General features: G+C 72.4%; 19 protein-coding genes. 5 read left to right on the top strand and 14 right to left on the bottom strand.

Going from position 1 to position 21,318, the window contains the following annotated elements; genetic code table 11:
* Positions 1-60: 60 nt before the first annotated feature.
* The 7 genes from ACWCOM_RS17330 to ACWCOM_RS17360 all read right to left on the bottom strand — a co-directional run bounded on the left by ACWCOM_RS17330 (position 61) and on the right by ACWCOM_RS17360 (position 6,403).
* Entirely contained in the window at positions 61-366 is a 306-nt protein-coding gene (locus ACWCOM_RS17330; RefSeq protein ID WP_454549996.1) for a DUF4193 domain-containing protein, read from the bottom strand.
* A 152-nt stretch (positions 367-518) separates the two neighbouring features.
* Positions 519-1,169, bottom strand: coding sequence for a DUF305 domain-containing protein (locus ACWCOM_RS17335; RefSeq protein WP_454549997.1), 651 nt, complete (start codon positions 1,167-1,169; stop codon positions 519-521).
* Between the two features lie 158 nt (positions 1,170-1,327).
* The gene (locus ACWCOM_RS17340) at positions 1,328-2,455 is read right to left on the bottom strand and encodes a sensor histidine kinase (protein ID WP_454549998.1); all 1,128 of its coding nucleotides are present in this window, start codon (positions 2,453-2,455) and stop codon (positions 1,328-1,330) included.
* Positions 2,452-3,165, bottom strand: coding sequence for a response regulator transcription factor (locus ACWCOM_RS17345; RefSeq protein ID WP_454549999.1), 714 nt, complete (start codon positions 3,163-3,165; stop codon positions 2,452-2,454). The genes ACWCOM_RS17340 and ACWCOM_RS17345 overlap by 4 nt, the downstream gene beginning before the upstream one ends.
* A gap of 246 nt (positions 3,166-3,411) precedes the next feature.
* Positions 3,412-4,863, bottom strand: a complete 1,452-nt coding sequence (locus ACWCOM_RS17350; RefSeq protein ID WP_454550000.1) for a PepSY-associated TM helix domain-containing protein — start codon at positions 4,861-4,863, stop codon at positions 3,412-3,414.
* A gap of 171 nt (positions 4,864-5,034) precedes the next feature.
* The gene (locus ACWCOM_RS17355; protein ID WP_454550001.1) at positions 5,035-5,730 is read right to left on the bottom strand and encodes a hypothetical protein; all 696 of its coding nucleotides are present in this window, start codon (positions 5,728-5,730) and stop codon (positions 5,035-5,037) included.
* Between the two features lie 13 nt (positions 5,731-5,743).
* On the bottom strand, positions 5,744-6,403 hold the full coding sequence (locus ACWCOM_RS17360) for an anti-sigma factor (RefSeq protein WP_454550002.1): 660 nt from the start codon (positions 6,401-6,403) through the stop codon (positions 5,744-5,746).
* 376 nt (positions 6,404-6,779) lie between these two features.
* Between ACWCOM_RS17360 and ACWCOM_RS17365 the strand changes: the two genes are divergently transcribed.
* The gene (locus ACWCOM_RS17365; protein ID WP_454550003.1) at positions 6,780-7,562 is read left to right on the top strand and encodes a hypothetical protein; all 783 of its coding nucleotides are present in this window, start codon (positions 6,780-6,782) and stop codon (positions 7,560-7,562) included.
* Between the two features lie 170 nt (positions 7,563-7,732).
* Here ACWCOM_RS17365 and ACWCOM_RS17370 read toward each other — a convergent pair whose 3' ends face one another.
* The 5 genes from ACWCOM_RS17370 to ACWCOM_RS17390 form a co-directional block, all read right to left on the bottom strand.
* Positions 7,733-9,169 carry an aldehyde dehydrogenase family protein gene (locus ACWCOM_RS17370; RefSeq protein WP_454550004.1) on the bottom strand — a complete coding sequence of 479 codons (1,437 nt, stop codon included), beginning with the start codon at positions 9,167-9,169 and terminating at the stop codon, positions 7,733-7,735.
* Between the two features lie 157 nt (positions 9,170-9,326).
* The gene (locus ACWCOM_RS17375; RefSeq protein WP_454550005.1) at positions 9,327-10,655 is read right to left on the bottom strand and encodes a flavin monoamine oxidase family protein; all 1,329 of its coding nucleotides are present in this window, start codon (positions 10,653-10,655) and stop codon (positions 9,327-9,329) included.
* A 74-nt stretch (positions 10,656-10,729) separates the two neighbouring features.
* Complete coding sequence (locus tag ACWCOM_RS17380) at positions 10,730-11,542, bottom strand: MoaF C-terminal domain-containing protein (protein WP_454550006.1); 813 nt, start codon at positions 11,540-11,542, stop codon at positions 10,730-10,732.
* Positions 11,543-11,611: 69 nt separating this feature from the next.
* Positions 11,612-11,956 carry a cupin domain-containing protein gene (locus ACWCOM_RS17385; RefSeq protein WP_454550007.1) on the bottom strand — a complete coding sequence of 115 codons (345 nt, stop codon included), beginning with the start codon at positions 11,954-11,956 and terminating at the stop codon, positions 11,612-11,614.
* A 51-nt stretch (positions 11,957-12,007) separates the two neighbouring features.
* A complete protein-coding gene (locus ACWCOM_RS17390; protein ID WP_454550008.1) occupies positions 12,008-13,510 on the bottom strand; it encodes an APC family permease in 1,503 nt (500 codons plus the stop codon).
* Positions 13,511-13,791: 281 nt separating this feature from the next.
* On the opposite strand from ACWCOM_RS17390, the gene ACWCOM_RS17395 reads away from it, so the two are divergent.
* On the top strand, positions 13,792-14,775 hold the full coding sequence (locus tag ACWCOM_RS17395; RefSeq protein ID WP_454550009.1) for an AraC-like ligand-binding domain-containing protein: 984 nt from the start codon (positions 13,792-13,794) through the stop codon (positions 14,773-14,775).
* Positions 14,776-14,812: 37 nt separating this feature from the next.
* Here the strand turns inward: ACWCOM_RS17395 and ACWCOM_RS17400 are convergent, their stop codons facing one another.
* Complete coding sequence (locus ACWCOM_RS17400) at positions 14,813-15,769, bottom strand: D-2-hydroxyacid dehydrogenase family protein (RefSeq protein WP_454550010.1); 957 nt, start codon at positions 15,767-15,769, stop codon at positions 14,813-14,815.
* 67 nt (positions 15,770-15,836) lie between these two features.
* Positions 15,837-16,775: a LysR substrate-binding domain-containing protein gene (locus tag ACWCOM_RS17405; RefSeq protein ID WP_454550023.1), complete on the bottom strand. Its 939-nt coding sequence runs from the start codon at positions 16,773-16,775 to the stop codon at positions 15,837-15,839.
* Between the two features lie 240 nt (positions 16,776-17,015).
* Here ACWCOM_RS17405 and ACWCOM_RS17410 point away from each other — a divergent pair, with 240 nt between their 5' ends.
* Genes ACWCOM_RS17410 through ACWCOM_RS17420 form a run of 3 tightly spaced genes read left to right on the top strand, consistent with a single transcriptional unit; the run spans position 17,016 to position 21,309 of the window.
* A complete protein-coding gene (locus ACWCOM_RS17410; RefSeq protein ID WP_454550011.1) occupies positions 17,016-18,152 on the top strand; it encodes a PrpF domain-containing protein in 1,137 nt (378 codons plus the stop codon).
* Positions 18,145-19,335 carry a Bug family tripartite tricarboxylate transporter substrate binding protein gene (locus ACWCOM_RS17415; protein WP_454550012.1) on the top strand — a complete coding sequence of 397 codons (1,191 nt, stop codon included), beginning with the start codon at positions 18,145-18,147 and terminating at the stop codon, positions 19,333-19,335. The genes ACWCOM_RS17410 and ACWCOM_RS17415 overlap by 8 nt, the downstream gene beginning before the upstream one ends.
* A gap of 9 nt (positions 19,336-19,344) precedes the next feature.
* Positions 19,345-21,309, top strand: coding sequence for a tripartite tricarboxylate transporter permease (locus ACWCOM_RS17420; RefSeq protein ID WP_454550013.1), 1,965 nt, complete (start codon positions 19,345-19,347; stop codon positions 21,307-21,309).
* Positions 21,310-21,318 lie beyond the last annotated feature (9 nt).

The raw sequence follows: 21,318 nt of genomic DNA on the forward strand, positions 1-21,318 counted from the left end.
GGCCCCGGCACCGTCAGGTGCCGGGGCCCGCGCCGTCGCTCTGTCCGAGAGCCGAGGAGCTCAGCCCTCGCAGTCCGTGCAGTACGCCAGACCGTTGTGCCGGCGGGCGAGCTGGGAGCGGTGGTGGACCAGGAAGCAGGAGGAACAGGTGAACTCGTCGGCCTGCTGCGGCACCACGGCCACGGTGAGCTCTTCGTGGGAGAGGTCAGCGCCGGGCAGGTCGATGCCCTCGGCGGTGTCGGCGTCCTCGAGATCGATCAAGGGGACCTGGGTGGCCGTGCTGGTGCGGGCCCGGATCGCCTCCAGGGACTCGTTGGCCGGCTCGTCCTCGGGGCGGGTGCGCGGGGTGTCGTAATCGGTGGCCATGCGCGGAAGCATGCTCCTTCACAGGGAGATCAGGGGAGGGGACACCCACCAGAACCGCTCCGACGATCCGGGTATTCCGGGCCGGTGAAGGCACGGACGCCGGTGCGGAGAGGAAGTGACGGGCATCGCCGGGTCCCGGTGCCGTGGCCGGGTCAGGACTGCTCGGGCAGCTCCTGCAACAGGGTCTCCATCTCGGTGATCTCGGCCTGCTGGTCGGTGCTGATCCTCCGGGCCATGTCCACCGCTTGCGGGTTCTGGCCGTTGGTGACCTCGTCCTGGGCCATCTGGACGGCGCCTTCGTGATGGGTGGTCATCTGCTCCAGGTACAGCCGAGCGGCCTCGGCGCCCTCGGCGGCCTCCAGGGCCTGCATGTCCTCGGCGGTCATCATCCCGCCCATCCCGGAGTCCGAGCCGTGGCCCATGGACCCGTGGTCCATGCCGCCGGACTCGCTCATGGGCTCCTCACCCCAGCCGCTGAGCATGGTGTTGAGCTGCGCGATCTCCGGGCCCTGGGCATCGACCACCTTCTGGGCGAAACCGCGGACGTCATCGGGGATGTCGTCCTTGTCCAGCAGGGTCCGGCTCATGTCCACGGCCTGCTGATGGTGCGGGATCATCATCTGCGCGAACATGACATCCGCGTCGTTGTGCTCGGCGGACACCTCGGCTGCGGTTCTCGAGGCTTCTGCGGTGCTCGTGGTCCCGGTGGTGCCGTCGGTGTCCTCTGTGGTTCCGCCGACGCAGCCGGCCAGGGCCAGGGTGCAGGCGAGGGCCAGGGCAGTCAGGGGCGTGGTGTGCTTCATGGGGTGTCCTTGCTTCGTGCGGGATGGGGTCTGCGGGGCAGGGGCCGTGCGGTGCTGCACGGCCGCCGGGGCGGGATGGGCGCGATCGCGCGGGCCCGTCCCATGGACGGTGTGCACGTCGGCCGGTGGCCTCGACCGACAGCGGTGCGGGGTGCTCATCACCGGCCCTCCCGCGACGGTGCGTGCCGGGCCGGAATCTCCATCGTGAAGACCGCCCCCTGGCCGGGGCCGGCAGAGGCGGCGGCCAGGGTCCCGCCGTGGGCCTCGACCAGGGCGCGCGAGATGGTCAGCCCGATCCCGGAGCCGCCGCTGTCGCGGTCCCGGGCGGTGCCGCTGCGGTAGAAGCGTTCGAAGACATGCGGCAGGTGCTCCGCGGGAATGCCCTCCCCGGTGTCGGCGACCTGCAGGAGCACCTGTTCAGGGTCCGGGACGGTCGCGGTCACGGTGACGGCGCCCCGGGGCGGGGTGTGGCGCAGGGCGTTGGTGAGCAGGTTGCCCAGCACCTGTCCCATCCGTTGCCGGTCCACCTCGACGGTGCCGGTCGCCGGACCGACCTCCAGCGCCACCCCCTTGGCGGCGTAGGCCTCCCGGTGGGCCTCGGCGGCCGCGCGCAGCAGCTCGCCCACCGGCACCGAGGTGGTCTCCAGGGCCAGGCGTCCCTCCTCGGCGCGGGAGACGTCGTGGATGTCCTCGACCAGCCGGGTCAGCCGGGCCAGCTGGTCGGCGAGCAGCCCGTGGGTGGTCGCATCCCAATCGGTGACCCCGTCCTGGAGGGCCTCGAGGTAGACCGAGATCACGGACAGGGGGGTGCGCATCTCGTGGGCCAGATCCGAGAGCATGCGCCGGCGCACGTGCTCGGTGCGCTCCAGCCGGGCGGCCAGGGTGTTGAACGAGGCGGCGAGAGCATCCACCTCGGCTCCGGCGGCCATGGCCGGGACGCGGATGTCGTAGCGGCCGGCGGCCATGGTCCCGGCGGCCCGGGTCAGCGCACGCAGGGGGCGCTGGAGGCGGCCGGTGAAGAACCAGCTCACCCCCACCGCGCAGGCCAGGGCGGTGGTCAGGGCTACCCCCACGGTCCACAGGTTGGCGTCGCGGTAGGCCTGCTCCACGTGCATCAGCTGCGCGGGGTCGTCCCCGGCCCCGGCGCGCACCAGGTGTTCGTGGAAGATCGGGGGCCCGGCCAGGGAAGCCGCCGCCACGGCGGCGAGGATGCTGGCGGTCACCACCAGGGTCTGGGCGAGGAAGAAGCGGGAGGCCAGTCCGCCCGGGGCCCGCCGGGCGTTCACGGGGTCCCCATCCGGTAGCCGACCCCGCGCACGGTGTCGATGTGGTCCCCGTCGGCACAGGCGCCGGTGAGTTTGCGGCGCAGGTGGCCGATGTGCACATCCACCAGCCGTTCGTCCCCCACCCAGGACGGGCCCCACACCGTGTCGATGAGCTGGCGGCGGGTCAGCGCCTGGTGCGGGCGCAGGGCCAGGGCCGCCAGCAGGTCGAACTCGGTGCGCGTCAGCGGCACCGGGGCCTGGCCCACGCGCGCCTGGTGGGCGGCCAGGTCCACGACGAGGTCCCCGAAGGAGCGGGCCGGTGCTGCCGGGGCGAGGGTGGTGCGGGGCCGGCGCAGCACCGCGGCCACCCGGGCGACGAGCTCGCGCACGCTGAAGGGCTTGGTGATGTAGTCATCGGCCCCGGCCGCCAGTCCGGCGAGCTTGTCCTCCTCGTCCCCGCGGGCGGTGAGCATCAGCACGTAGCAGGAGGTGAACTCCCGGAGCCGTCGGCACACCTCGATCCCGTCCAGTCCCGGCAGCCCCAGGTCCAGGACCACCACGTCCGGCGGGTACGCCCGCGCGGCCTCCAGGGCGGCAGGGCCGGTGTGGGCCTGGGCGACGTCGTAGCCGGCCCGGGAGAGGTAGGTGGCCACCATCTGCGCCAGCGGCCTCTCGTCATCGACCACCAGCACCCGCCCCGCAGCGGTGGTGGAGTCGGCGCCAGGGTTCATGCTTCCAGTGTGTCCCCACCCCACCGGGCCGGACGCCCCTCAGCCCGTCCCGGCGGCAATCTTCGCCAAAGCTTCAAACGCGGCATGGCCCTCGCGCCCCCGGACCATGGGGGACAGCCCACGCCGGGGGCGGCGGGCCCGCACCGATGGGGGTCCGTCTGCGGCGCCGGCGTCGGGCGCAGGACGCCGGGCAGGGGCGCCCGGTGCACCACGTGCGCCGGGCGCCCCTGCCGTGCTGCTGTTCGCTCAGGGGGCTCTGCGGCGTGCGGCCACCGCTCCCAGGGCCAGGTCCAGGGCCAGGAACGCGGCCAGGCTGATGCCCAACAGCGGGAAGAACATCCCCAGGGCCACGACGACCACGGCGACGCCGGCCACGGCGGCCCACGGCGCCCGGCGCAAGCCGCCGCGCACGGGGGCCGCCCCGGCGGTGAGACCGGTGGCGCGGGTGGGGCGGCGGCGCCACCACATCAGATAACCCCACACCACCATCGCCGCCAGCCCCAGGGCGAGCACGAGCAGCACGACCTGGTTGAGCGGACCGAAGAGCACCCCCATGTGGGCGGCCACGCCCCATTGGGCGAGCTTGGCCATGGTCCCGTACTCGGCGAAGCGCACCTGGTCGCCGACCTGCCCGGTGGCCGGATCCACGGCCACCGCGTCGACCTGGGTGGGCCAGGACCGGTCGATCTCGGCCACCGACCAGGCCGTACCGGCCTCGGCGGCGGGCTTGATCTCCACCATGTCGGCGTCAATCCCGGCCTCACGGGCGGTGGCCAGCACCACGTCGAAGGACCCGGTGTCCTGGCCGGTGGCCTCCGTCATGGCGGTGTGGTCGTGGTTGCCGGTGTGCTCGGCGTGCTCGTTCCCGCCGGCCGGTTCCTGGGCGGGGTCCAGGGTCTTCTCGAGCACCGGGGTGGTCCACCCCAGCGTCGTGCGCAGCGCGCTCACGTTGGCCCCGGCGTAGGTGGACCAGGTCAGGCCGGTGGCCGAGAGGAACACGAAACCCGCCGCCAGCCACACCCCGGTGGCCGCGTGCCAGGACACGGTCCGCCGATACCGATTGCTGTCTTTGAGCTCCGGGGTCAGCAGACCACGGGCCTTCCGTCCGGCCCGGGCCCTCCGCCACCGGACGCCCCACAGCCCCAGACCGGTCACCGCGGCGACGCCGAGCCAGGAGGCGGCCAACTCGCTGTAGAGCCGCCCCGGCTCACCCAGCCCCAGGCTGCGGTGGAACCGCGAGATGGCGGTGCTCACCGGCAGGGACCCGCTGGTGCCGTAAACGGTCTCGTCCCCGACCACCTCCCCGGTGCCCGGATCCACGAACACCCCCCGGTGCTCGGAGGCACCCAGCGCCGGGTCGGTGAACATCACCCGGGTGGTGCCCCCGTCGGTGGCCGGGCGCACTGCCGCCGGGGTCGCTTGCAGGCCGGTGACCTCCTGGGCGGCGGCGACCTGGGCGTCCAGGGACAGCGGCCGATCGGTGACGGTGCCGGTCAGGGCGTCGGCGTGGACGGCTCGCTCCAGTTGCGGGCTCAGTGCGTAGGCGGCCCCGGAGAGCGCGGCGATCAGCAGGAAGGGGCCGATGAACACGCCGATGTAGAAGTGCAGGCGCAGCAGCAGCTGCTTCCCCCACCCCCGCGAGGTCGGCGGAGGCGGGGGCTGGGGCGGACGGGGATCGAGGGTGGTGGCAGTGGGCATGGTGGGTTCACCTGTCGGAGAGGTCGGGGGAGACCACCGCCGGGCGGGGTCGCGGAGCGTGCACGGACGGCCGATGAGCGCGGCCGGTGGGTCCCTCGAGAAGTGGGTGGGGCGCCCGTTCCACGGGGCGACGACGGTGTGCCGCCGCCGCGACAGGACGGGAAGGGGAACTCAGGACAGCGGAACGGGCGGCCCGCGAGGGGTGATGATCCGCAGGGCGTGACCGAGGTCCTGCAAATCGTGGGGGAGAGGCCGGTGGGATCGCCTGAGGGGGCGTGGAGCGGTGATCCGTGGAACGACCGGTGCGAGGACCCTTCGGGCCAGGGCGCCCAGGGCGTCGACCAGGGACCACCAGGCTCGTTCCCCGTGGCGCAGGAGGAGATAGGTCACCACCACGGCCAGCAGGTGCATCAGCAGCATCGGCCAGTATATGGTCCCGGCCGAGGGGAGATCGGGGAACAGCGCCCCTGGTGGGGGATGGGGGTGGGCGGCGGCCAGGTCGGCCCGCTGCCCGGCATGAGCGCCGGCGGTGTTCCCGTGCGGCAGGGAGAACAGCAGGTGATAGCTCCCCTGGCTCAGGGCCACCGCCGCACCCAGGCGCACCGGACCCATCCGGTGCCCGGCCAGCAGCACGCACACCCCGACCGCGGCGGCCACCGCGGCGGACACCGCCACCGGGTCCGGGGCCGCCGGGTCCACGGCGACGTGCGAGGCGCCCGCCAGGGCGGTGGAGAGGATACCGGCGACGACCCCGCGCACCACGCGCGCGAGCGGGCGCACCGGCGATGGCGGGTGGGCCGGTGGGCCGTCGGGCCGGGTGGTGCCCGGTGCCCAGGTGCTCCTCCACGGCGGGGTCGGGGTGGTCATGGCGTGGCCCGGCTCAGATCCCGGCGGCGGCCAGCGCCGGCCACGTGGGGGTGGTGGAGCCCCCGGCCGGTTCGACGGTCACGGCGATCGCTCCGGCACCGGCCACGTTCCCGGCCAACCAGGTGCGGACCCGCCCACCGGGGACGGTCACATCCGGGACAGGCCCCCCGTCGTCGATCAGCCACAGCTGGTACTCCCGGCCCGGCCCGGGATCGAGCAGGTCGGGGGCGACGAACAGGGCGGTGCCCGCCTCGCGGGACACGACCACGGCGGCGGCCCGTCCCTCCACCTCGATCCGGTGGACGGCCACGTCGGATGCGGACAGCAGATGGCGCACACGCTCATCATCCCTGGTGGTGAGCTGCTGCCGGGATCGCGCGGACGGTGCCCACCGGCCGTGCGCGCCCTGGGCAGCCCGGACCAGGGCCCGGGCATGGTGGACGGCCTCCAGCACGGACCGGCGCAGCGCCGGCGGTGGGTGTCGGGCCACCGCCTGCGCCAGACGGGCGGTGACCTCGGCGTAGCCGGCGATCTGCACCGCACACCAGGGGCATCCCGGCAGATGCGCCTCGAAGGCGGCCTGCTCGACCGGCTCCAGGGCGTCCACCGCGTAGAGGGCCACCCACTCGTGCACGTGATCGGTGTCCCAGGGCCAGGCGCACAGCGTGTTCACGGAGCCTCCCGCAGGGTCCGGTGGGACCGGCGGCCGGGCGCGGTCCGGCCGTGGCGGCCACAGGCCCACAGGGCGGGAGGACGGGTCATGTCTGCAGTTCGCCGCCGACCGCCCAACGGATGGGTCCGCCGCGGTCGACGAGGTGGGGAACCACCCGACTCGAGGGCACCGTCCCCTGCGCACGGCGTGGGCGTGCACCGGCGGCACCCTGCCACGCCTCGCGGTGACGGACCCGGCGGTCGTGTCCCTGCACCGGGAGCACCGCGGCGGAAGTTCCTCCGAAGTTTTCTCCCGGCCCACCCGTCCGGGCGGTGATCGGCTCCGAACTCCCCGTGCACACACCCCGCTGTGCAGACCCGGCACGACGAAGGACACGATGATGAACACGACGATGCGTCTGCTTGCCGTTCCCACCCTCGCCCTGGGCGCGATGACCCTCTCGGCCGCCCCCGCGCTGGCCGCCGACCACGCCCAGGAGTCCTGGTCCTCCCAGGCGACCCTGAGCACCCTGAACAACTCGGGCACCACCGGGGAGGTCATGGTCGATGTCCACGGCACCGAGGCCACCGTCACGATGAACGTCACCGGCGCGGCGGAGACCTTCATGGACGGACCCTTCCCCCACGCCCAGCACATCCACATCCACGGCCAGGGCACCTGCCCCGGCCCCGAGGCCGACACCGACGGCGACGGGGTGGTCAACACCACCGAGGGCCACCCCTCCTACGGCATGATCGGCACCTCCCTGACCCTCGAGGGCGACACCAGCCCCGACTCCGGTCTGGCCGTGGAGCGCTTCCCGGGCGGGTCCGCCTACACCTACGAGCGGACCTTCGAGCTGGACGCGGCCACCGCCGAGGCCCTGCAGGCCGGCACCGCGGTCGTGGTCGTCCACGGGGTGGACCCGGCCAAGATGCCGGCCGCGGCGGCCGAGAAGATGAGCGACCTCGACCCGTCGCTGCCGGCGGCCGCGACCCTGCCGGCGGCCTGCGGCACCCTGGCTGCCTCCCAGATGGGCGCGATGCCCGAGGGCGGGGCCGACACCGGCGTCACCCAGCAGACCGGCACCGGCACTGCCGCCGCGATCGCCGTGGCCGGCGCCGGGGCCCTGGCCGTGGCCGGCTCCGCGCTGGTGGCCCGCCGCCGCGCCCGCGCCTGAACTCCCCGCGACGGTCCCCGTCGAACCGAGGCCTCGGATTCCGTGACGGCGCCTCGACACGGTCGCCGCGCAGGCGTCACCACCTGCGCGGCGACCGCCGCTCCCGCCCTGCTCACCGGCTGCGCCGGCACCTCCTCGACGGGGTGCCGGCGCCGTTCACACGGAGGTGCCTAGCCGTTGATGACCTGGGGTGCGCCGAGGTGCTTGAGGCCTTCCACGCCGAACTCCAGGCCGTAGCCGGACTGCTTGGCTCCGCCGAAGGGGATCCGGGGGTCGACGTTGCCGTGCTTGTTGATCCACACGGTCCCGGCCTCGAGGCGGGCGGCGACCTCTCGGGCCCGGGCGGGGTCACCCGACCACACCGAGGCTCCCAGGCCGACCTCCAGGGCGTTGGCCATGGTGATGGCCTCCTCCACGTCGGTGTACCGGACGATGGGCAGGGCCGGGCCGAACTGCTCCTCGGCGACCAGCGGGTTGTCGTTGTCCAGATCGGCCACCAGGGTGGTGGGATAGAAGTATCCGGGCCGGTCCTTCTCAGGGTTGCCGCCGATGAGCACCCGGCCGCCGCCGGCCCTGGCGTGCTCCACGAGGTCGGCCACGACGTCGTACTGGGCCTGGTTCTGCAGCGGGCCCAGCACGTTGTTCTCGTCCAGGCCCACCCCCATGGGCATGGCCGCGGCGACCGCGGTGAGGGCCTCGCACACGGCGTCGTGGACGTCGGCGTGGACGTAGAGGCGCTTCAGCGCCGCACACGTCTGGCCGGTGTTGAGGAACGCCCCCCAGAACAGGGTCTCGGCGATCGCGGCCGGGTCGACGTCGGGCAGCACGATGCCGGCGTCGTTGCCGCCCAGTTCCATGGTCAGGCGTTTCACGGTGTCGGCGGAGTTGCGGATGATCGCCTTCCCGGCCGGGGTGGAGCCGGTGAACATGATCTTGTCCACCCCCGGGTGGGCGACCAGGGACTCACCGATCTCCCGGGCCCCGGTGACCACCTGCAGCACGCCGGCAGGGAGGACCTGGTTGATCACCTGGACCAGGGCCAGCACCGACAGCGGGGTGTACCCCGAGGGCTTGACCACCACGGTGTTGCCCATCCGCAGGGACGGGGCGATCTGCCAGGTGTGAATCATCATCGGCCAGTTCCACGGTCCGATCGCCCCGACCACGCCCAGGGGTCGGTAGTGCAGCTCGGCGTGGGTGCCGTCCTCGTCGACGAGGACCTCCGGCTCCAGGGGCAGGGCGGCGGTGGCGCGCAGCCACGCCGCGCACGCGCCGACCTCGAAGCGGGCCCCGGCGCCGTTGAGCGGCTTCCCCTGCTCCCGGCTCAGCAGCTCGGCCAGCGCCTCCGCGGAGGCCTCCACGGCCTCCGCGGCGGCCACGAGCAGCGCCGAGCGTTCGGCGTGGCCACGGGCGGCCCACCCGGGCTGGGCGGCCCGCGCCGCGGCGACGGCGGCGTCCAGCTCGGCGACGGTGTGCTCGGGGGCCCGGCCGACGACCTCACCGGTGGCCGGGTCGAGCAGGGTGCGCCCGCCGGCGGCGGGCTGGATCACGGCCAGCAGCTCGGCCGCGCTCGAGAAGGTGGACAGGGCAGGGGACTCGACGGTCATGGTGGTTCTCCTGGGTCGTGATCGGGTGGATCGCGATGGTCGATGGATTCCGAGTCGGTGCCGGACAGCGGGTGGCGGCGACCTCGGGGAGGGGGTGGAGCCGGGGCAGGCCCGACGACGGCCGGGAACTCGCCCCGGCGGTCTGTGGAGCGGAAGCTCAGACGGTGAGCCGGGCCTCCGCGGGATGGGAATGGGCCAGCAGCTCCCGGATCCGGCGGGCGGCGGTCAGTCCGCTCTCGATGGCCCCGTCGATGAAGCCGCCCCAGCCGGTGGCGTAGTCGGCCCCGGCGAGGAACACCCGCCCGTCGGGGCGCTGCAGGTCTTCGAAGCACTCGGTGAGGTGCCCGGCGTAGTGCATGGGCCAGGTCTCCCCGGCGTACTGGTCGGCCACCCAGTCGTGGCCGGTGACCTCCAGGACCTCCAGCCCGGGCACGAGCTCATCGAGCATCGCCTGGGCGGCGGCGACGTCGTCGGTGGGCACGGCGGTGGCGTCGGGGCCGAAGGCGACCAGGGTGGTGGTGCCGGCGTCGAAGTACTCGGCCTGGACGAAGTTCAGCGCTGATTCCGCCGGGGCGAAGGCCACGAACCGCTCCTGCTCGCCCTTCACCGTGATCCACAGCTTCGCCCCGCGCCCGGCCTGACCCCGTTCGACGGCCTTCGCCTTGGGCGCGGACAGCGCCGGGCTGAACTCGACGCCGCCCAGGGCGCCCAGGGGCAGGGTGAGGACCACGGCGGCGGCGGTAAACCGGGCCCCGTCGGCAGTGGTGACGGACACCGTGCTGTCCGACTGGTCCACGGCGGTGACGGGGGTGCTCAGGCGCAGGTCGATCTCGGCGTCGGCGCGGATCGCCTCGATGAGCGTCCTGGTGCCGCCGGCGATCTTGTAGGTGGCGCAGGCCTCGAACATCAGCATCCAGTCCCCGTTGGAGATCGCCGCCCAGCGCAGGGCCTGGGTGTAGGCCGCCTCGTCCAGGCGACCGTTGAAGTTCAGCGCCCAGAACGACCGCACCAACTGGTCCACCTGCGGGTCCAGGTCCAGGTCGTCGATGGCCCGGGCCAGGGTGATGCGGTCGATCTCCGTGCACACGGGGTTGTGCAGCGGCTCCCACGGCAGCGGGAAGACCTCCCGGGCCGGGGCCAGCAGGCGGGTGTTCGCCTCGTCCATCAGCGCCAGGATCTCCTGGGCCCCGCCCTTGACGATCTGCCCGTCGACGCGGCGGTAGCCGGTGGTGAACTCCGGGCCGGCGACGGGTTTGATGCCGTAGCGGCCCATCTCGGCCCACACGAAGGGCTGGATCCAGTGCACCCAGGTCCCGCCGAGCTCCAGGGGCCGGCCCAACCGGTCCTCGAGCCAGGTGCGCCCGCCGATGCGGTCCTTCGCCTCGAGGACGGTCACCGTGTGCCCGCGCTGGGACAGCTCCCGGGCAGCGGTCAGCCCGGCGAAGCCGGCGCCGATGACGACGACGTCACTGATGTTCTCGGTCATGATCGTTTTCCTCCGACGGGGGTGGACAGACGGGGTGGACACGGGCGCGGCCGGGGGTGGGGCCGGGCCGGTGCTCAGTGCTTGTGGTGGTCCTGCGGGTATTCGGTGGTGTTCATGACGGTGAGCCGTGAGTTGAAGGGCAGCACCAGCGGTTCGGCGGTGGTGTCGTCCCAGCCGAACATCCGCCCGATCGAGCGCTGCTCGCGCAGGTCCACCAGCAGCACCGACTCCACGGTCATGACCCGCTCGGTCCAGAAGAAGAGGTAGAGGTCCTCGGCCACCTCGAAGGTCAGGGTCCGGTCGACGTCGGCCAGTCCCTTCTCCCCACCGCGCAGGCAGTGCCACACGAACGTGCCGGGGGTGAGGTAGATGTGCTCGTAGGCCTCCACGTCGCTGTAGCGGTAGTAGATCCGCTTGCCCACCAGCCCGGCGGAACGCGCGTGGAGGGCTGCCTCGGTGCCCTCGACGCGGGCGTGGGTGAACTCGGTGCCGCCCTTGACGGCGCCGTCCTGCTCGTGGAGCGCGGAGACGGCCACGGTGGCCGCACCGGTGTCCTGGTTCAGGACCACGGTGACATCGCGCATCTGCCGGTCCTCGCCGTGCACGACGTCGATGATGAAGATCCCCGGGCGGGCCTCGACGGCCTTGTAGGTGGCCTCCACGCTCTCCGGATCGTCCGCCGCGGCGGCGACGGCCCAGGTCAGGGAGGAGGCATCGTGGAAGCCCAGGGTGAAGCGTCGGCCGTCCTCGCCCCGCAGGGTCACGCTGGTGCCGGCCAGGGCCGGGGAGGCGGGAAGGGTCTGGTCCCCGAAGCCGTCGAGCATGGTGGACACGGAGGGCCACTGATCGACGGGCACGTAGTCCTGGAACGAGTTGTCGGTGGTCATGGGAAGTACTCCTTCGGCGGGGATCGGAATGGGAACGGCAGCCGGCGGCACGCACGCGGCGCCGCCGGCTCAGCTGTAGACGAAGAACTCGACGGTGGGCTCCAGGACCTGCCAGCGGGTCGTCGCGCCTTCGGTGAAGGAGGCCATGGATCCGGCGGTGAGGTCGAAGACGTCTCCGTCCTGCACCTGGATGCGCAGGTGGCCGGCGACGATGTAGATGCTCTCGTCCTGGTGGATGGGCAGGTCGAAGGCCTCCGGGGCCTGCTCGGGGGTGACCTCCCAGATCCCGGCCGACAGGGCCTCGCGCCCGCCCTGCCCGGGCTTGCGCAGCCACCGGACGGTGCCGACCTCGAAGGGCTCGGGAGCGGTGGTGCCGGTGTCGGCGTGGAAGACGGCGGAGAGGACCTCGGACATGGTGGTTCCTTTCGGGCGGGGTGTTCCGGATCTGGATCGGACGGGTCGGACTCAGCGGAATCCGGGGGACGGGGTGGCGGCCGTGGTGGGTCGGGGGTCGCGCAGCAGGGGCAGGTGGTCCTGGACGCGGCGGCGGTAGAGGTAGAGCGCCAGGGACAGGGCCAGGATGCCGATGCCGATGGCCAGTTCCTTGGGCCCGCCGTAGCCGGTCAGCTCGGTGGACAGGGCCCCGACCACCAGCACGACCGCGGTGTAGGCGACCAGCACCGCGGCCAGGGGCACCGCGTGGCGTCCCACCCGGAAGGGCCGGTCGTACTCGGGGTGGTCGCGGCGCAGGACGAGGAAGCCGGCCAGGGCCAGCAGGATCGCCAGCAGGTAGCCCAGGTTGGCCGCGACCAGGATGGAGATCGGGTTGGCGATGAAGACGATGAGCACGACGTTCATCACCACGGCGGCGTGGATCGCCCGGGCCGGCACCCCGTGGCGGTTGAGCTTCTCGAGCTGCCGGGGCGCCAGCCCGTCGATCGCGGCACCGTAGAGGGTGCGGGAGCCGTCGGCCATCGAGGCGTTCACCCCCATCAGCAGGGCGGCCAGGATGGCCAGCAGCATCACATCGGCCAGGGGGCCGGCGGGCAGGACGCGGGTGAAGGCGGTGACGAACATCCCGGCCGGATCCGCCGCGGCCTCCTCTTGGGTGACGAGCCCGCCGACGCCGAAGGGCACGAGCAGGAAGATCCCGAAGGTGTACGCCCCGGAGGTGAGCAGCGCCTTCCTGCCGTCCTTCCGCGAGCGGTACTCGGGCATGAAGGCGGCGCACATCTCGGTGCCGTAGGCGGTCCAGCCGATCAGGTACAGCCATACCAGGGCCAGCTGGAGCGTGGCCCAGGGGGCGGCGGCCAGATCGCCCAGACCCCAGGTGAGGTTCGGGGCCCGCCATTCGCCGGAGACGAGGGGGGCGGCGACGAACACCGCGAAGGAGGCCAGCAGCAGCACCCCGATCACCTTGTTCACCCAGGCGGCCGGCTGGGCGCCGAAGAGGTTGGGCACCATGATGAGCAGGATCAGCCCGATGCCGATCAGCTGCGCCGGGGCCAGCTGGGCCACCCCCAGGTCCACCGCCCAGGTGGCCTCGGGCAGCCAGCGGGCGGCGACGACGGCCCCGGCGGTCACGCTGACGATCGAGATCACCGCCGACCAGCCGAACCAGTAGCCGAAGGTGGCCAGCGCCCCGGCCGGGGCGAAGCGTTCCCGCCAGGCCTCGTGGGCGTAGATCGGCACCCCGCCGGGCTTGTCCGGGAAGATCGAGGCCATCTCGGCGAACAGGCTGTTCTGCACCCAGCCGATCAGCGCCGCGAAGGCCCACAGGGACATCGCCGACAGGCCCCCGACCACGGCCACGGTGGCCCCGAAGGAGACGTAGAGCCCGCCGGAGACGGCCATCGACATCGCGAAGGCGTCCTTCCAGGACAAGCGGGCGTGCAGCTCGGAGCCGGAGTGCTGTTCCGGTCCGGGACGGGCCTCGGCGTGAGTGCGGGATGCGGCCGGTGAAGACATGGTGACCCCCTGATCGGTCGGACGTGGCGGATCACCGGCGCCGAAGCCGGCGCCACCTGGCGGGGCCGGCGGGGTGAGGCGGTCCACGATGGATTGCCATCGAGTATTCGCCGCAGGAGCCGCACGGTCTTGTCCCTGGGGGAACGACATGTGTCACCCAGTGCACAGTCCGTGTTGAGGGTCACACGGGATTGGCCGATCATGGGTGGGCGATGGTTGGATCAGGTACCCGGTGCGCACGACGCGCCCCTCACCGACCCGGCCCCCGGACGAGGAGCATCATGACTGAGCTGGCACCGGCTCCACGGGCAGAGAGCTTCGGCTCACCACGTACTTTTCAGCGCGCGGTCACCGGGGAGTTCGGCCCGCTGCAGGTCGATGCGCACGGCGGCACGGACTTCCGGGCCAGCATGGCCACGGCCACCCTGGGGGCCGTCGTCCTCTCGGAGGTCGCCGCCCTGCCGCATCGCGTGCTGCGCACCCGGGGGTCGATCGACGCCGGTGACCACGACTTCTACAAGGTCAGCCTCCAGGTGGCCGGCACCGGCATCGTGCGCCAGGACGGCCGAGAGGCCCTGCTCACCCCCGGGGACCTCACGGTCTACGACACCACACGCCCCTTCGAGCTGGTCTACGACGAGGACTTCCGGGTCCTGGTGGCCATGTTCCCTCGCCCCCTGCTGCGGGTCACCGCCGACGCCATGCGCCATGTCACCGCCCGCCGCATCGCCGGCCGCGCGGGAGCCGGGGCGCTGGCCGCCCCCTTCCTCGCCGGCCTGGGCCGCAAGACCCTCACCGGCCCCGGGAAGGTCGGTCCGTTCCTGGACGATGCCGTGCTCGACGTCCTCTCCGCCTGTTTCACCGAGACCCTCGAGGAGCACCGGCCGTCCGTGGAAATCACCCGTGCCGCGTCGCTGCTCGCCCAGGTGCAGTCCTGCGCCGAGGACCGCCTGGGCGACGTAGAACTCGGGCCGGCGACGCTGGCCGAGGCCCAGCACATCTCCGTGCGCTACCTGCACAAACTGTTCGAGGCCGAGGGCACCACCGTCAACGAGTGGATCCGGGCCCGCCGCCTGGAGCACTGCCGTCGCGATCTGGTCGATCCCCGGTACCGCGACTGGACGATCGCCGGTATCGCCGCCCGGTGGGGCCTCGTCAACCCGTCCCACTTCTCCCGCGTCTTCCACGAGGCCTACGGGCTGACGCCGCGGCAGTACCGCACCACCGCCCCGCACCGCGACGGTGCGTTGAGCCCGGGCCGTTGAACTCCGGGCCGTGCACGAGGATGCCGCCCCCGGCCGGTCACAGGAGCCGGACGGGGGCGCCGTCGAGGAACGTCCGGACGTTCTCCACGGCCTGGGTGAAGTAGGCCCGGTAGTTGCGGGCGGTGACGTAGCCCAGGTGCGGGGTGGCCAGCACGTTGGGCAGGTCCCGGAGCGCGGAGTCGGCCGGCAGCGGTTCCTCGGCGAAGACGTCCAGGCCGGCCCCGGCGATCCGCTGGTGCCGGAGGGCGTCCAGCAGGGCGTCCTGGTCCACGATCCCGGCCCGGGAGGTGTTGACGAGGTAGGCGGTGGGCTTCAGCAGGGCCAGCTCCTGGGCCCCGAGCAGCCCGCGGGTGCGCTCGCCGAGCACCAGGTGGATCGAGACGACGTCGGCGGCGGCCAGCAGCGCCTCCTTGGAGGCCGCCGGCCGGACCCCGGCCGCCTCGGCGCGCTCACGGGTGAGGTGCTGGCTCCAGGCGAGCACGTCCATGCCGAAGGCCGCCCCGATGCGGGCGACCTGGGTGCCGATCCGGCCCAGCCCCAGCAGGCCCAGGGTGGCTCCGTGCAGGTCGCCGCCCACGGTCTGCTGCCACGGGCCGCGGTCCCGCAGGGCGGTGCTCTCCGGGACGAGATGGCGGACGAGGCCCAGGATCAGGGCCCAGGTCAGCTCCACCGGAGGTGCGGTGCTGCTGGCGGTGCCGCACACGGTGACCCCCTGCGCCCGGGCCGCGGCGAGGTCGACGGCGGCGTTGCGCATCCCGGAGGTGATCAGCAGCCGCAGCCGGGGCAGCCGGGCCAGCAGGGTGGCGGGGAAGGGGGTGCGTTCGCGCATGATGACCACGACGTCGAAGGGCGCCAGCCGGTGGGCCACCGCATCCTCGTCGGTGAGGTGATCGGTGAACACGGTCAGCTCCACCCGGTCACCCAGCTGGGACCAGTCGGCGAAGCGGCGGGCGGCGTCCTGGTAGTCGTCGATCACCGCGCACTGCAACGTCATGGATCGTCCTTCCCGGAGTGCTTCAGGGTGTCCGCTCCCCGGGGCGGGGGCGTCTCGCCGGCCCCGGCTAGAGGTAGTCGCCGGCCCGTTCGCGGGCGACCTCCAGGAGGGTGGAGTGGAAGGCCACCTCTGCCGGAGCGTAGACCTTGTCCTGGCGCTGGGCCAGCAGCACACGGCGCTGCGGAGCCTCGGGACCCAGGCGCAGCACCCGCACGTCGGGGTGCTGCAGAGCCACGGCGGTCCTGGGCACCATGGCCACGCCCATGCCCACGCTGACCATGGCCTGGGCCTCCTGGTAGTCGTTGGCCAGGAACCCGATGGTCGGTTCGAACCCGGCCTCGTGGGCGGACCGCTGCAGGACCTCCACCACCGGGTGGGCCTCGGCGCGCACGATCCACGACTCGTGACGCAGCTCCTCCATGGTGATCTCCTCCCGGTCGGCCAGGCGGTGGCCCCGGGCCACCAGGACGACGGTGGACTCCTGGAAGACCTCGGTGACCCGGACGGTCTCGTCCTCGAAGGGATTCCAGGGGTAGTCCCACAGCAGGCAGAGCCCGGTGGTCCCGGATTCCAGATCGGCGACGAGCTCGTCGAAGCGGGCGCTGCGCACCGACAGGTTGATGGCCGGGTAGCGCTTCTTGAACACCCTGATGACGGTGGGCAGGAAGGACCCGGCCAGGGTGGGAAAGGTGCCGATGGTCAGGGAACCGCGCTTGAGCCCGGCGATCTGATCCAGGTCGGACTGCGCGGCCCGCATCTGCCGCACGATCTTCCGGGCGTGGTCGGCCAGCACCTGCCCGGCCTCGGTGGGCACCACCCCGCGGGAGCGGCGGTTGAGCAGGGGCTGGCCGACCTCCTGCTCGAGCTTGCGCAGCTGCTGGGACACGGCCGAGGGCGTGTACATCATCAGTTCCGCCGCCGCGGTGATCGAGCCCTGCTCCACCACCTCCACCAGCAGCGCCAGGCGCCGGATGTCGAACAAGTGCTGGCCCTCGTCGTGAAGCAACGGTTCACCCTCCTCCTCGAATCGTTCATCGACTGCATCCACCCCGGTCATCCGAGGGGTTCCGGGGCTCCGCGGGGACCCCCGCCGGGAAATGTCGCCGTGGCGAAGCCGATGGCGGTAACGAATGAAGCATACCTACATCCCACTGGAGAAAGTCGACATTGTCTTAATTTGTGACCTGGCTCAATCTCATCTCAGTCCCACCACCGGACGGAGAGACGAGGAGACGTGGTCACCCCCATGAAGATCGAAGCGGAATGGATGCGCGGCGGCACCAGCAAGTGCTGGGTGTTCGAGAGCGAGCATCTGCAGGCGAGCGGCTCGAGCGTGGATGCGCTGCTGCCGAGGCTGTTCGGCAGCCCCGACCCCCGGCAGATCGACGGGGTCGGCGGGGCGACCTCGACCACCAGCAAGGCGGTGATCCTCCACCGGGCTCCCGCCGACGACGAGGTCGACGTGGAGTTCACCTTCGCCCAGGTGGGGATCGAGGAGGCCACCGTCGACTGGGGCAGCAACTGCGGCAACTGCTCCGCCGTCGTGGGCCTGTACGCCCTGGAGAAGGGCTGGATCACTCCCGCCGAGGGAATGACCCGCATCGTCACCCGCAACACCAACACCGGCCAGATCATCGTCCAGCGGGTCCCCACCCCCCACCGGGCCCTGCCCTCCGTCCCGGACGCGCAGATGCCCGGGGTGCCCTTCCCCGGCTACCGGGTGGGGCTGGGCTTCCAGGACCCTGCCGGCAAGACCACCGGTGCGCTGCTGCCCACCGGTTCGGCCACCGACACGATCACCGCCGGCGGCACGCCCCTGACGGTGTCCATGGTCGACGCCGGGGCGCCGGTGGTCATCGTCCGGGCCGAGGAGCTGGGCCTGGACCCGGCCCGGTACGAGACCTGGCGCACCGGGGTGGAGCTGCAGCTGGACACCCTCGAGCGCGTGCGCCGGCAGGCGGCGGTGCGGATGGGCCTGGCCCCCACGATCGACGGGGCCGCCCGGGCGATCCCCAAGCTGGCCATCGTCGCCGCCCCCGCCCCGGCCGACCCGACCTGCGACGTCAACGTGATGATGCTGTCGATGGGCAAGCCGCACCCGGCCCTGGCCATCACCGGCAGCATCGCCCTGACCCTGGCCACCCGCACTCCCGGCACCGTGCTGCACGACATGGTCGGGGACACCCCGGAGGGCACCCTGTGGCTGCGCACCCCCGCCGGGGTGATCGACACCTGGTCCGAGGAGAACGACGGCACCCTGGTCGTCGGCGTCGACCGCACCGCCCGCACCATCGCCACCACCACCATCCACCTGCCCGAGGCCCCCGGCGCCGAAGCCGCCGCATCCGTCGGGACCACCGCCCGAGGAGCCGACCATGACTGAGCCCGTGCAGGACCCACGCCCCGAGAACCCCGGGGGAGAGGCCGAGGACCAGCGCCCCGACCCGCCGGCTCCCACGCGCCGGACCGTGCTGGCGGCGGTGGCCGGATTCGGGGTCCTGGGCCTGGTGGCCACCGTGCTGGGCGGGGACATCCTCAACCCCCCGGCCACCACCACCGACGGCGACTACGCCGGGGAGACCCTTTCGTTGCTCATCCCGCTGGCCGAGGGCGGGGGGACCGACACCTGGGCCCGTTTCATCGGGGCGGAGATGACCGAGCACATCCCCGGACAGCCCGGCTTCTCCCCGATCAACGAGGCCGGTGGCGAGGGCATCACCGGCAGCAACCAGTTCGTCACCTCCGCCGAGCCCGACGGCACGGAGCTGCTGGTCAGCACCGCCACCACCGTGGTGCCCTGGCTGCTGGAGCGCGAAGCGGTGCACTACTCCTTCGACGAGCTCGAGCCCGTGCTGGTCAACGGCACCGGCGGGGTCATCTACGCCCGCACCGACGCCGGCGTGCAGGGCGTGGAGGACCTCGTGGACCGGGAGACCCCGTTGGAGTTCGGCGGGATCACCGCCACCGGCCTGGACATCACCACCCTGATCGCCTTCGACCTGCTGGACGCCGACGTCACCGCCACCTTCGGCTTCGAGGGCCGCGGCCCGGTGAACCTGGCGCTGCAGCGCGGGGAGATCGACCTGGACTACCAGACCACCACCAGCTACGAGTCGGCCGTGGAGGGCATGGTCGAGGACGGCGACGCCGTGGTGCTGGCCTCCTTCGGCCAGCTCAACGAGGCCGGCGAGGTCGTGCGGGACCCGAACTTCCCGGACGTGCCCACCGTGGCGGAGGCCTACGAGCAGCTGCACGGACAGGCGCCCAGCGGACCCGAGTTCGAGGCGTACAAGACCGTGCTCGGCCTGACCTACACCTACCAGAAGGGCCTGTGGGCGCCGAAGTACACCCCGCCCGAGGCCCTGGCCCTGCTGCGGGAGTCGGCCCAGAAGATGGCCGCCGACACCGCCTTCCTGGAAGAGGCCGAGGAGATCCTGGGCGGCTATCCCCTGGAGTCCGGCGACGACGTCGCCGCCCAGGTGCAGGAGGCCTACACGGTCTCCGACGACACCGTCACCTACATCCGAGACCTCCTCCAGAGGTCCTACGACATCACCGTTCACTGAGGACATCCCATGCTTGATGCAGCTTTGGGGGCCCTGAGCTCCCTGACCGATCCGAGCCTGTTGATCATGCTCGTCATCGGCGCGACCGCAGGCCTGATCATGGGTCTGATCCCGGGGCTGGGCGGCACCGGCGCCGTGGCCATCCTCCTGCCCGTGACCTTCGGCATGGACCCCGAGCCCGCCCTGGCGCTGCTCATCGGGGCCCTGGCCGTGGTCCACACCTCCGACACCGTCTCCGCCGTCCTGCTCGGCGCCCCCGGCTCGGCCTCGGCGTCGGTGACCATGCTCGACGGCTACTCCATGGCCAAGAAGGGCCAGGCCGCCCGGGCCCTGTCCCTGGCGTTCCTGTCCTCGATGGCCGGAGGCATCATCGGGGCCATCGGCCTGACCCTGGCCATCCCCCTGGCCCGGCCCCTGGTGCTGTCCTTCGCCAGCCCCGAACTGTTCATGCTCGCCGTCCTGGGCGTCTCTCTGGCCGCGGTGCTCTCCCGCGGCAACGTCCTCAAGGGCCTGACCGCCGGCATGCTCGGGCTGCTGCTGGGCATGGTCGGGATCTCGCCCACCACCGCCGAGGAACGCTTCACCTTCGGCAGCCTCTTCCTCGGCGACGGGCTGTCCCTGGTGGCCGTGGCCCTGGGCGTGTTCGGCCTGGCCGAGATCGCCAGCCGCGCCAGCCAGCGCCGCGGGGACACCACCCAGATCCGGGTGGGCGGGGGCTGGTTCGCCGGCATCCGCGAGTGGCTCACCCACTGGTCCCAGGTCATCCGCGGCTCCCTGATCGGCATCTGGGCCGGGATCCTGCCCGGTGTCGGGGCCACCGCCGGCACCTGGCTGGCCTACGGCCAGGCCGTGGCCACCGCCAAGGACAAGTCCAGGTTCGGCAAGGGCGACCCCCGCGGCATCGTGGGCCCCGAGAGCGCCAACAACTCCGTGGAGGCCGGGGACCTGATCCCCACCCTGCTCTTCGGCATCCCCGGCGGCGTGCCCTCGGCGCTGCTGCTGGGCATGCTGCTGACCTACGGCATCCAGCCCGGTCCGGCCATCATCGAGGACAACCTCGACCTGATGTACCTGATCGTGTGGTCCTTCGCCATCGCCTCCGTCCTCGGGGCCCTGCTGTGCTTCCTGTCCGTGGGCAAGCTCGCCAAGCTCACCGCCGTGCCCTTCGCCGTGCTCTCGGCCGGGCTCGTGGTCCTCATGCTCCTGGGCTCCTACCAGGACGGCGGACAGCTCGGCGACCTCTGGGTGATGGTCCTGCTCGGGGTGGCCGGCTGGTTCCTCAAGACCACCGGCGTTCCCCGCGCCCCGTTCCTGATCGGCTTCGTGCTGGCCATCCCGCTGGAGCGCTACTACTTCCTCACCGACAGCCTCTACGAAGGCTTCGAGTGGATGCTGCGCCCCGGAGTGCTGGTCTTCCTGGCCATCCTGATCATCCCGGCGCTGTGGAACCTCATCAAGACCGTCCGCCACCGCCGCCGCAGCGACAAGGACGACACCCACGACATCGAGACCGACGCGGAGACCCCGCTGGCCGACTCCCCCTACTCCCTGGGCGTGGCGGTCGTCGCCGTGGTGCTGTTCGCCGCCGGGCTGGTCGTCTCCAGCGGCTTCTCCCCGGAAGCCGCGCTGGTGCCCCGGCTGGTCTCCGGCGCCGGGCTGATCTTCTCGATCGCCCTGCTGGTCAAGGAGATCCTCGCCCGCCGCGGCAGGCCGGCCACCGGGTCCTACCGGCCGCATCTGCGCACCGCGGCCACGACCTTCGTCTGGATGGCGGGGTTCCTGACCCTGGTCTACCTCGGCGGGTACCTGCTGGCGGCCATGGTCTTCGTCCCCGCCTTCCTGCTCCTCGTCGCCCGGGCCCGGACCAAGGTCGTCGTCATCTACACCGCGGTGACCCTGGTCGTGCTGCTGGCGCTGCCCTCCCTGCTGCCGGTAGACCTGCCACAGGGCCTGCTCACCCGCTTCGTCGGCTGACCCCGTCCG

The sequence above is a fragment of the Kocuria sp. KH4 genome (assembly GCF_053711175.1).

Bases quoted from the DNA above. Each gene is read 5' to 3' on its own strand.
- ACWCOM_RS17330 (WP_454549996.1), bottom strand. From the start codon at position 366: ATGGCCACCGATTACGACACCCCGCGCACCCGCCCCGAGGACGAGCCG.
- ACWCOM_RS17335 (WP_454549997.1), bottom strand. From the start codon at position 1,169: ATGAAGCACACCACGCCCCTGACTGCCCTGGCCCTCGCCTGCACCCTG.
- ACWCOM_RS17345 (WP_454549999.1), bottom strand. From the start codon at position 3,165: ATGAACCCTGGCGCCGACTCCACCACCGCTGCGGGGCGGGTGCTGGTG.
- ACWCOM_RS17350 (WP_454550000.1), bottom strand. From the start codon at position 4,863: ATGCCCACTGCCACCACCCTCGATCCCCGTCCGCCCCAGCCCCCGCCT.
- ACWCOM_RS17355 (WP_454550001.1), bottom strand. From the start codon at position 5,730: ATGACCACCCCGACCCCGCCGTGGAGGAGCACCTGGGCACCGGGCACC.
- ACWCOM_RS17365 (WP_454550003.1), top strand. From the start codon at position 6,780: ATGATGAACACGACGATGCGTCTGCTTGCCGTTCCCACCCTCGCCCTG.
- ACWCOM_RS17370 (WP_454550004.1), bottom strand. From the start codon at position 9,169: ATGACCGTCGAGTCCCCTGCCCTGTCCACCTTCTCGAGCGCGGCCGAG.
- ACWCOM_RS17375 (WP_454550005.1), bottom strand. From the start codon at position 10,655: ATGACCGAGAACATCAGTGACGTCGTCGTCATCGGCGCCGGCTTCGCC.
- ACWCOM_RS17380 (WP_454550006.1), bottom strand. From the start codon at position 11,542: ATGACCACCGACAACTCGTTCCAGGACTACGTGCCCGTCGATCAGTGG.
- ACWCOM_RS17385 (WP_454550007.1), bottom strand. From the start codon at position 11,956: ATGTCCGAGGTCCTCTCCGCCGTCTTCCACGCCGACACCGGCACCACC.
- ACWCOM_RS17390 (WP_454550008.1), bottom strand. From the start codon at position 13,510: ATGTCTTCACCGGCCGCATCCCGCACTCACGCCGAGGCCCGTCCCGGA.
- ACWCOM_RS17395 (WP_454550009.1), top strand. From the start codon at position 13,792: ATGACTGAGCTGGCACCGGCTCCACGGGCAGAGAGCTTCGGCTCACCA.
- ACWCOM_RS17400 (WP_454550010.1), bottom strand. From the start codon at position 15,769: ATGACGTTGCAGTGCGCGGTGATCGACGACTACCAGGACGCCGCCCGC.
- ACWCOM_RS17410 (WP_454550011.1), top strand. From the start codon at position 17,016: ATGAAGATCGAAGCGGAATGGATGCGCGGCGGCACCAGCAAGTGCTGG.
- ACWCOM_RS17415 (WP_454550012.1), top strand. From the start codon at position 18,145: ATGACTGAGCCCGTGCAGGACCCACGCCCCGAGAACCCCGGGGGAGAG.
- ACWCOM_RS17420 (WP_454550013.1), top strand. From the start codon at position 19,345: ATGCTTGATGCAGCTTTGGGGGCCCTGAGCTCCCTGACCGATCCGAGC.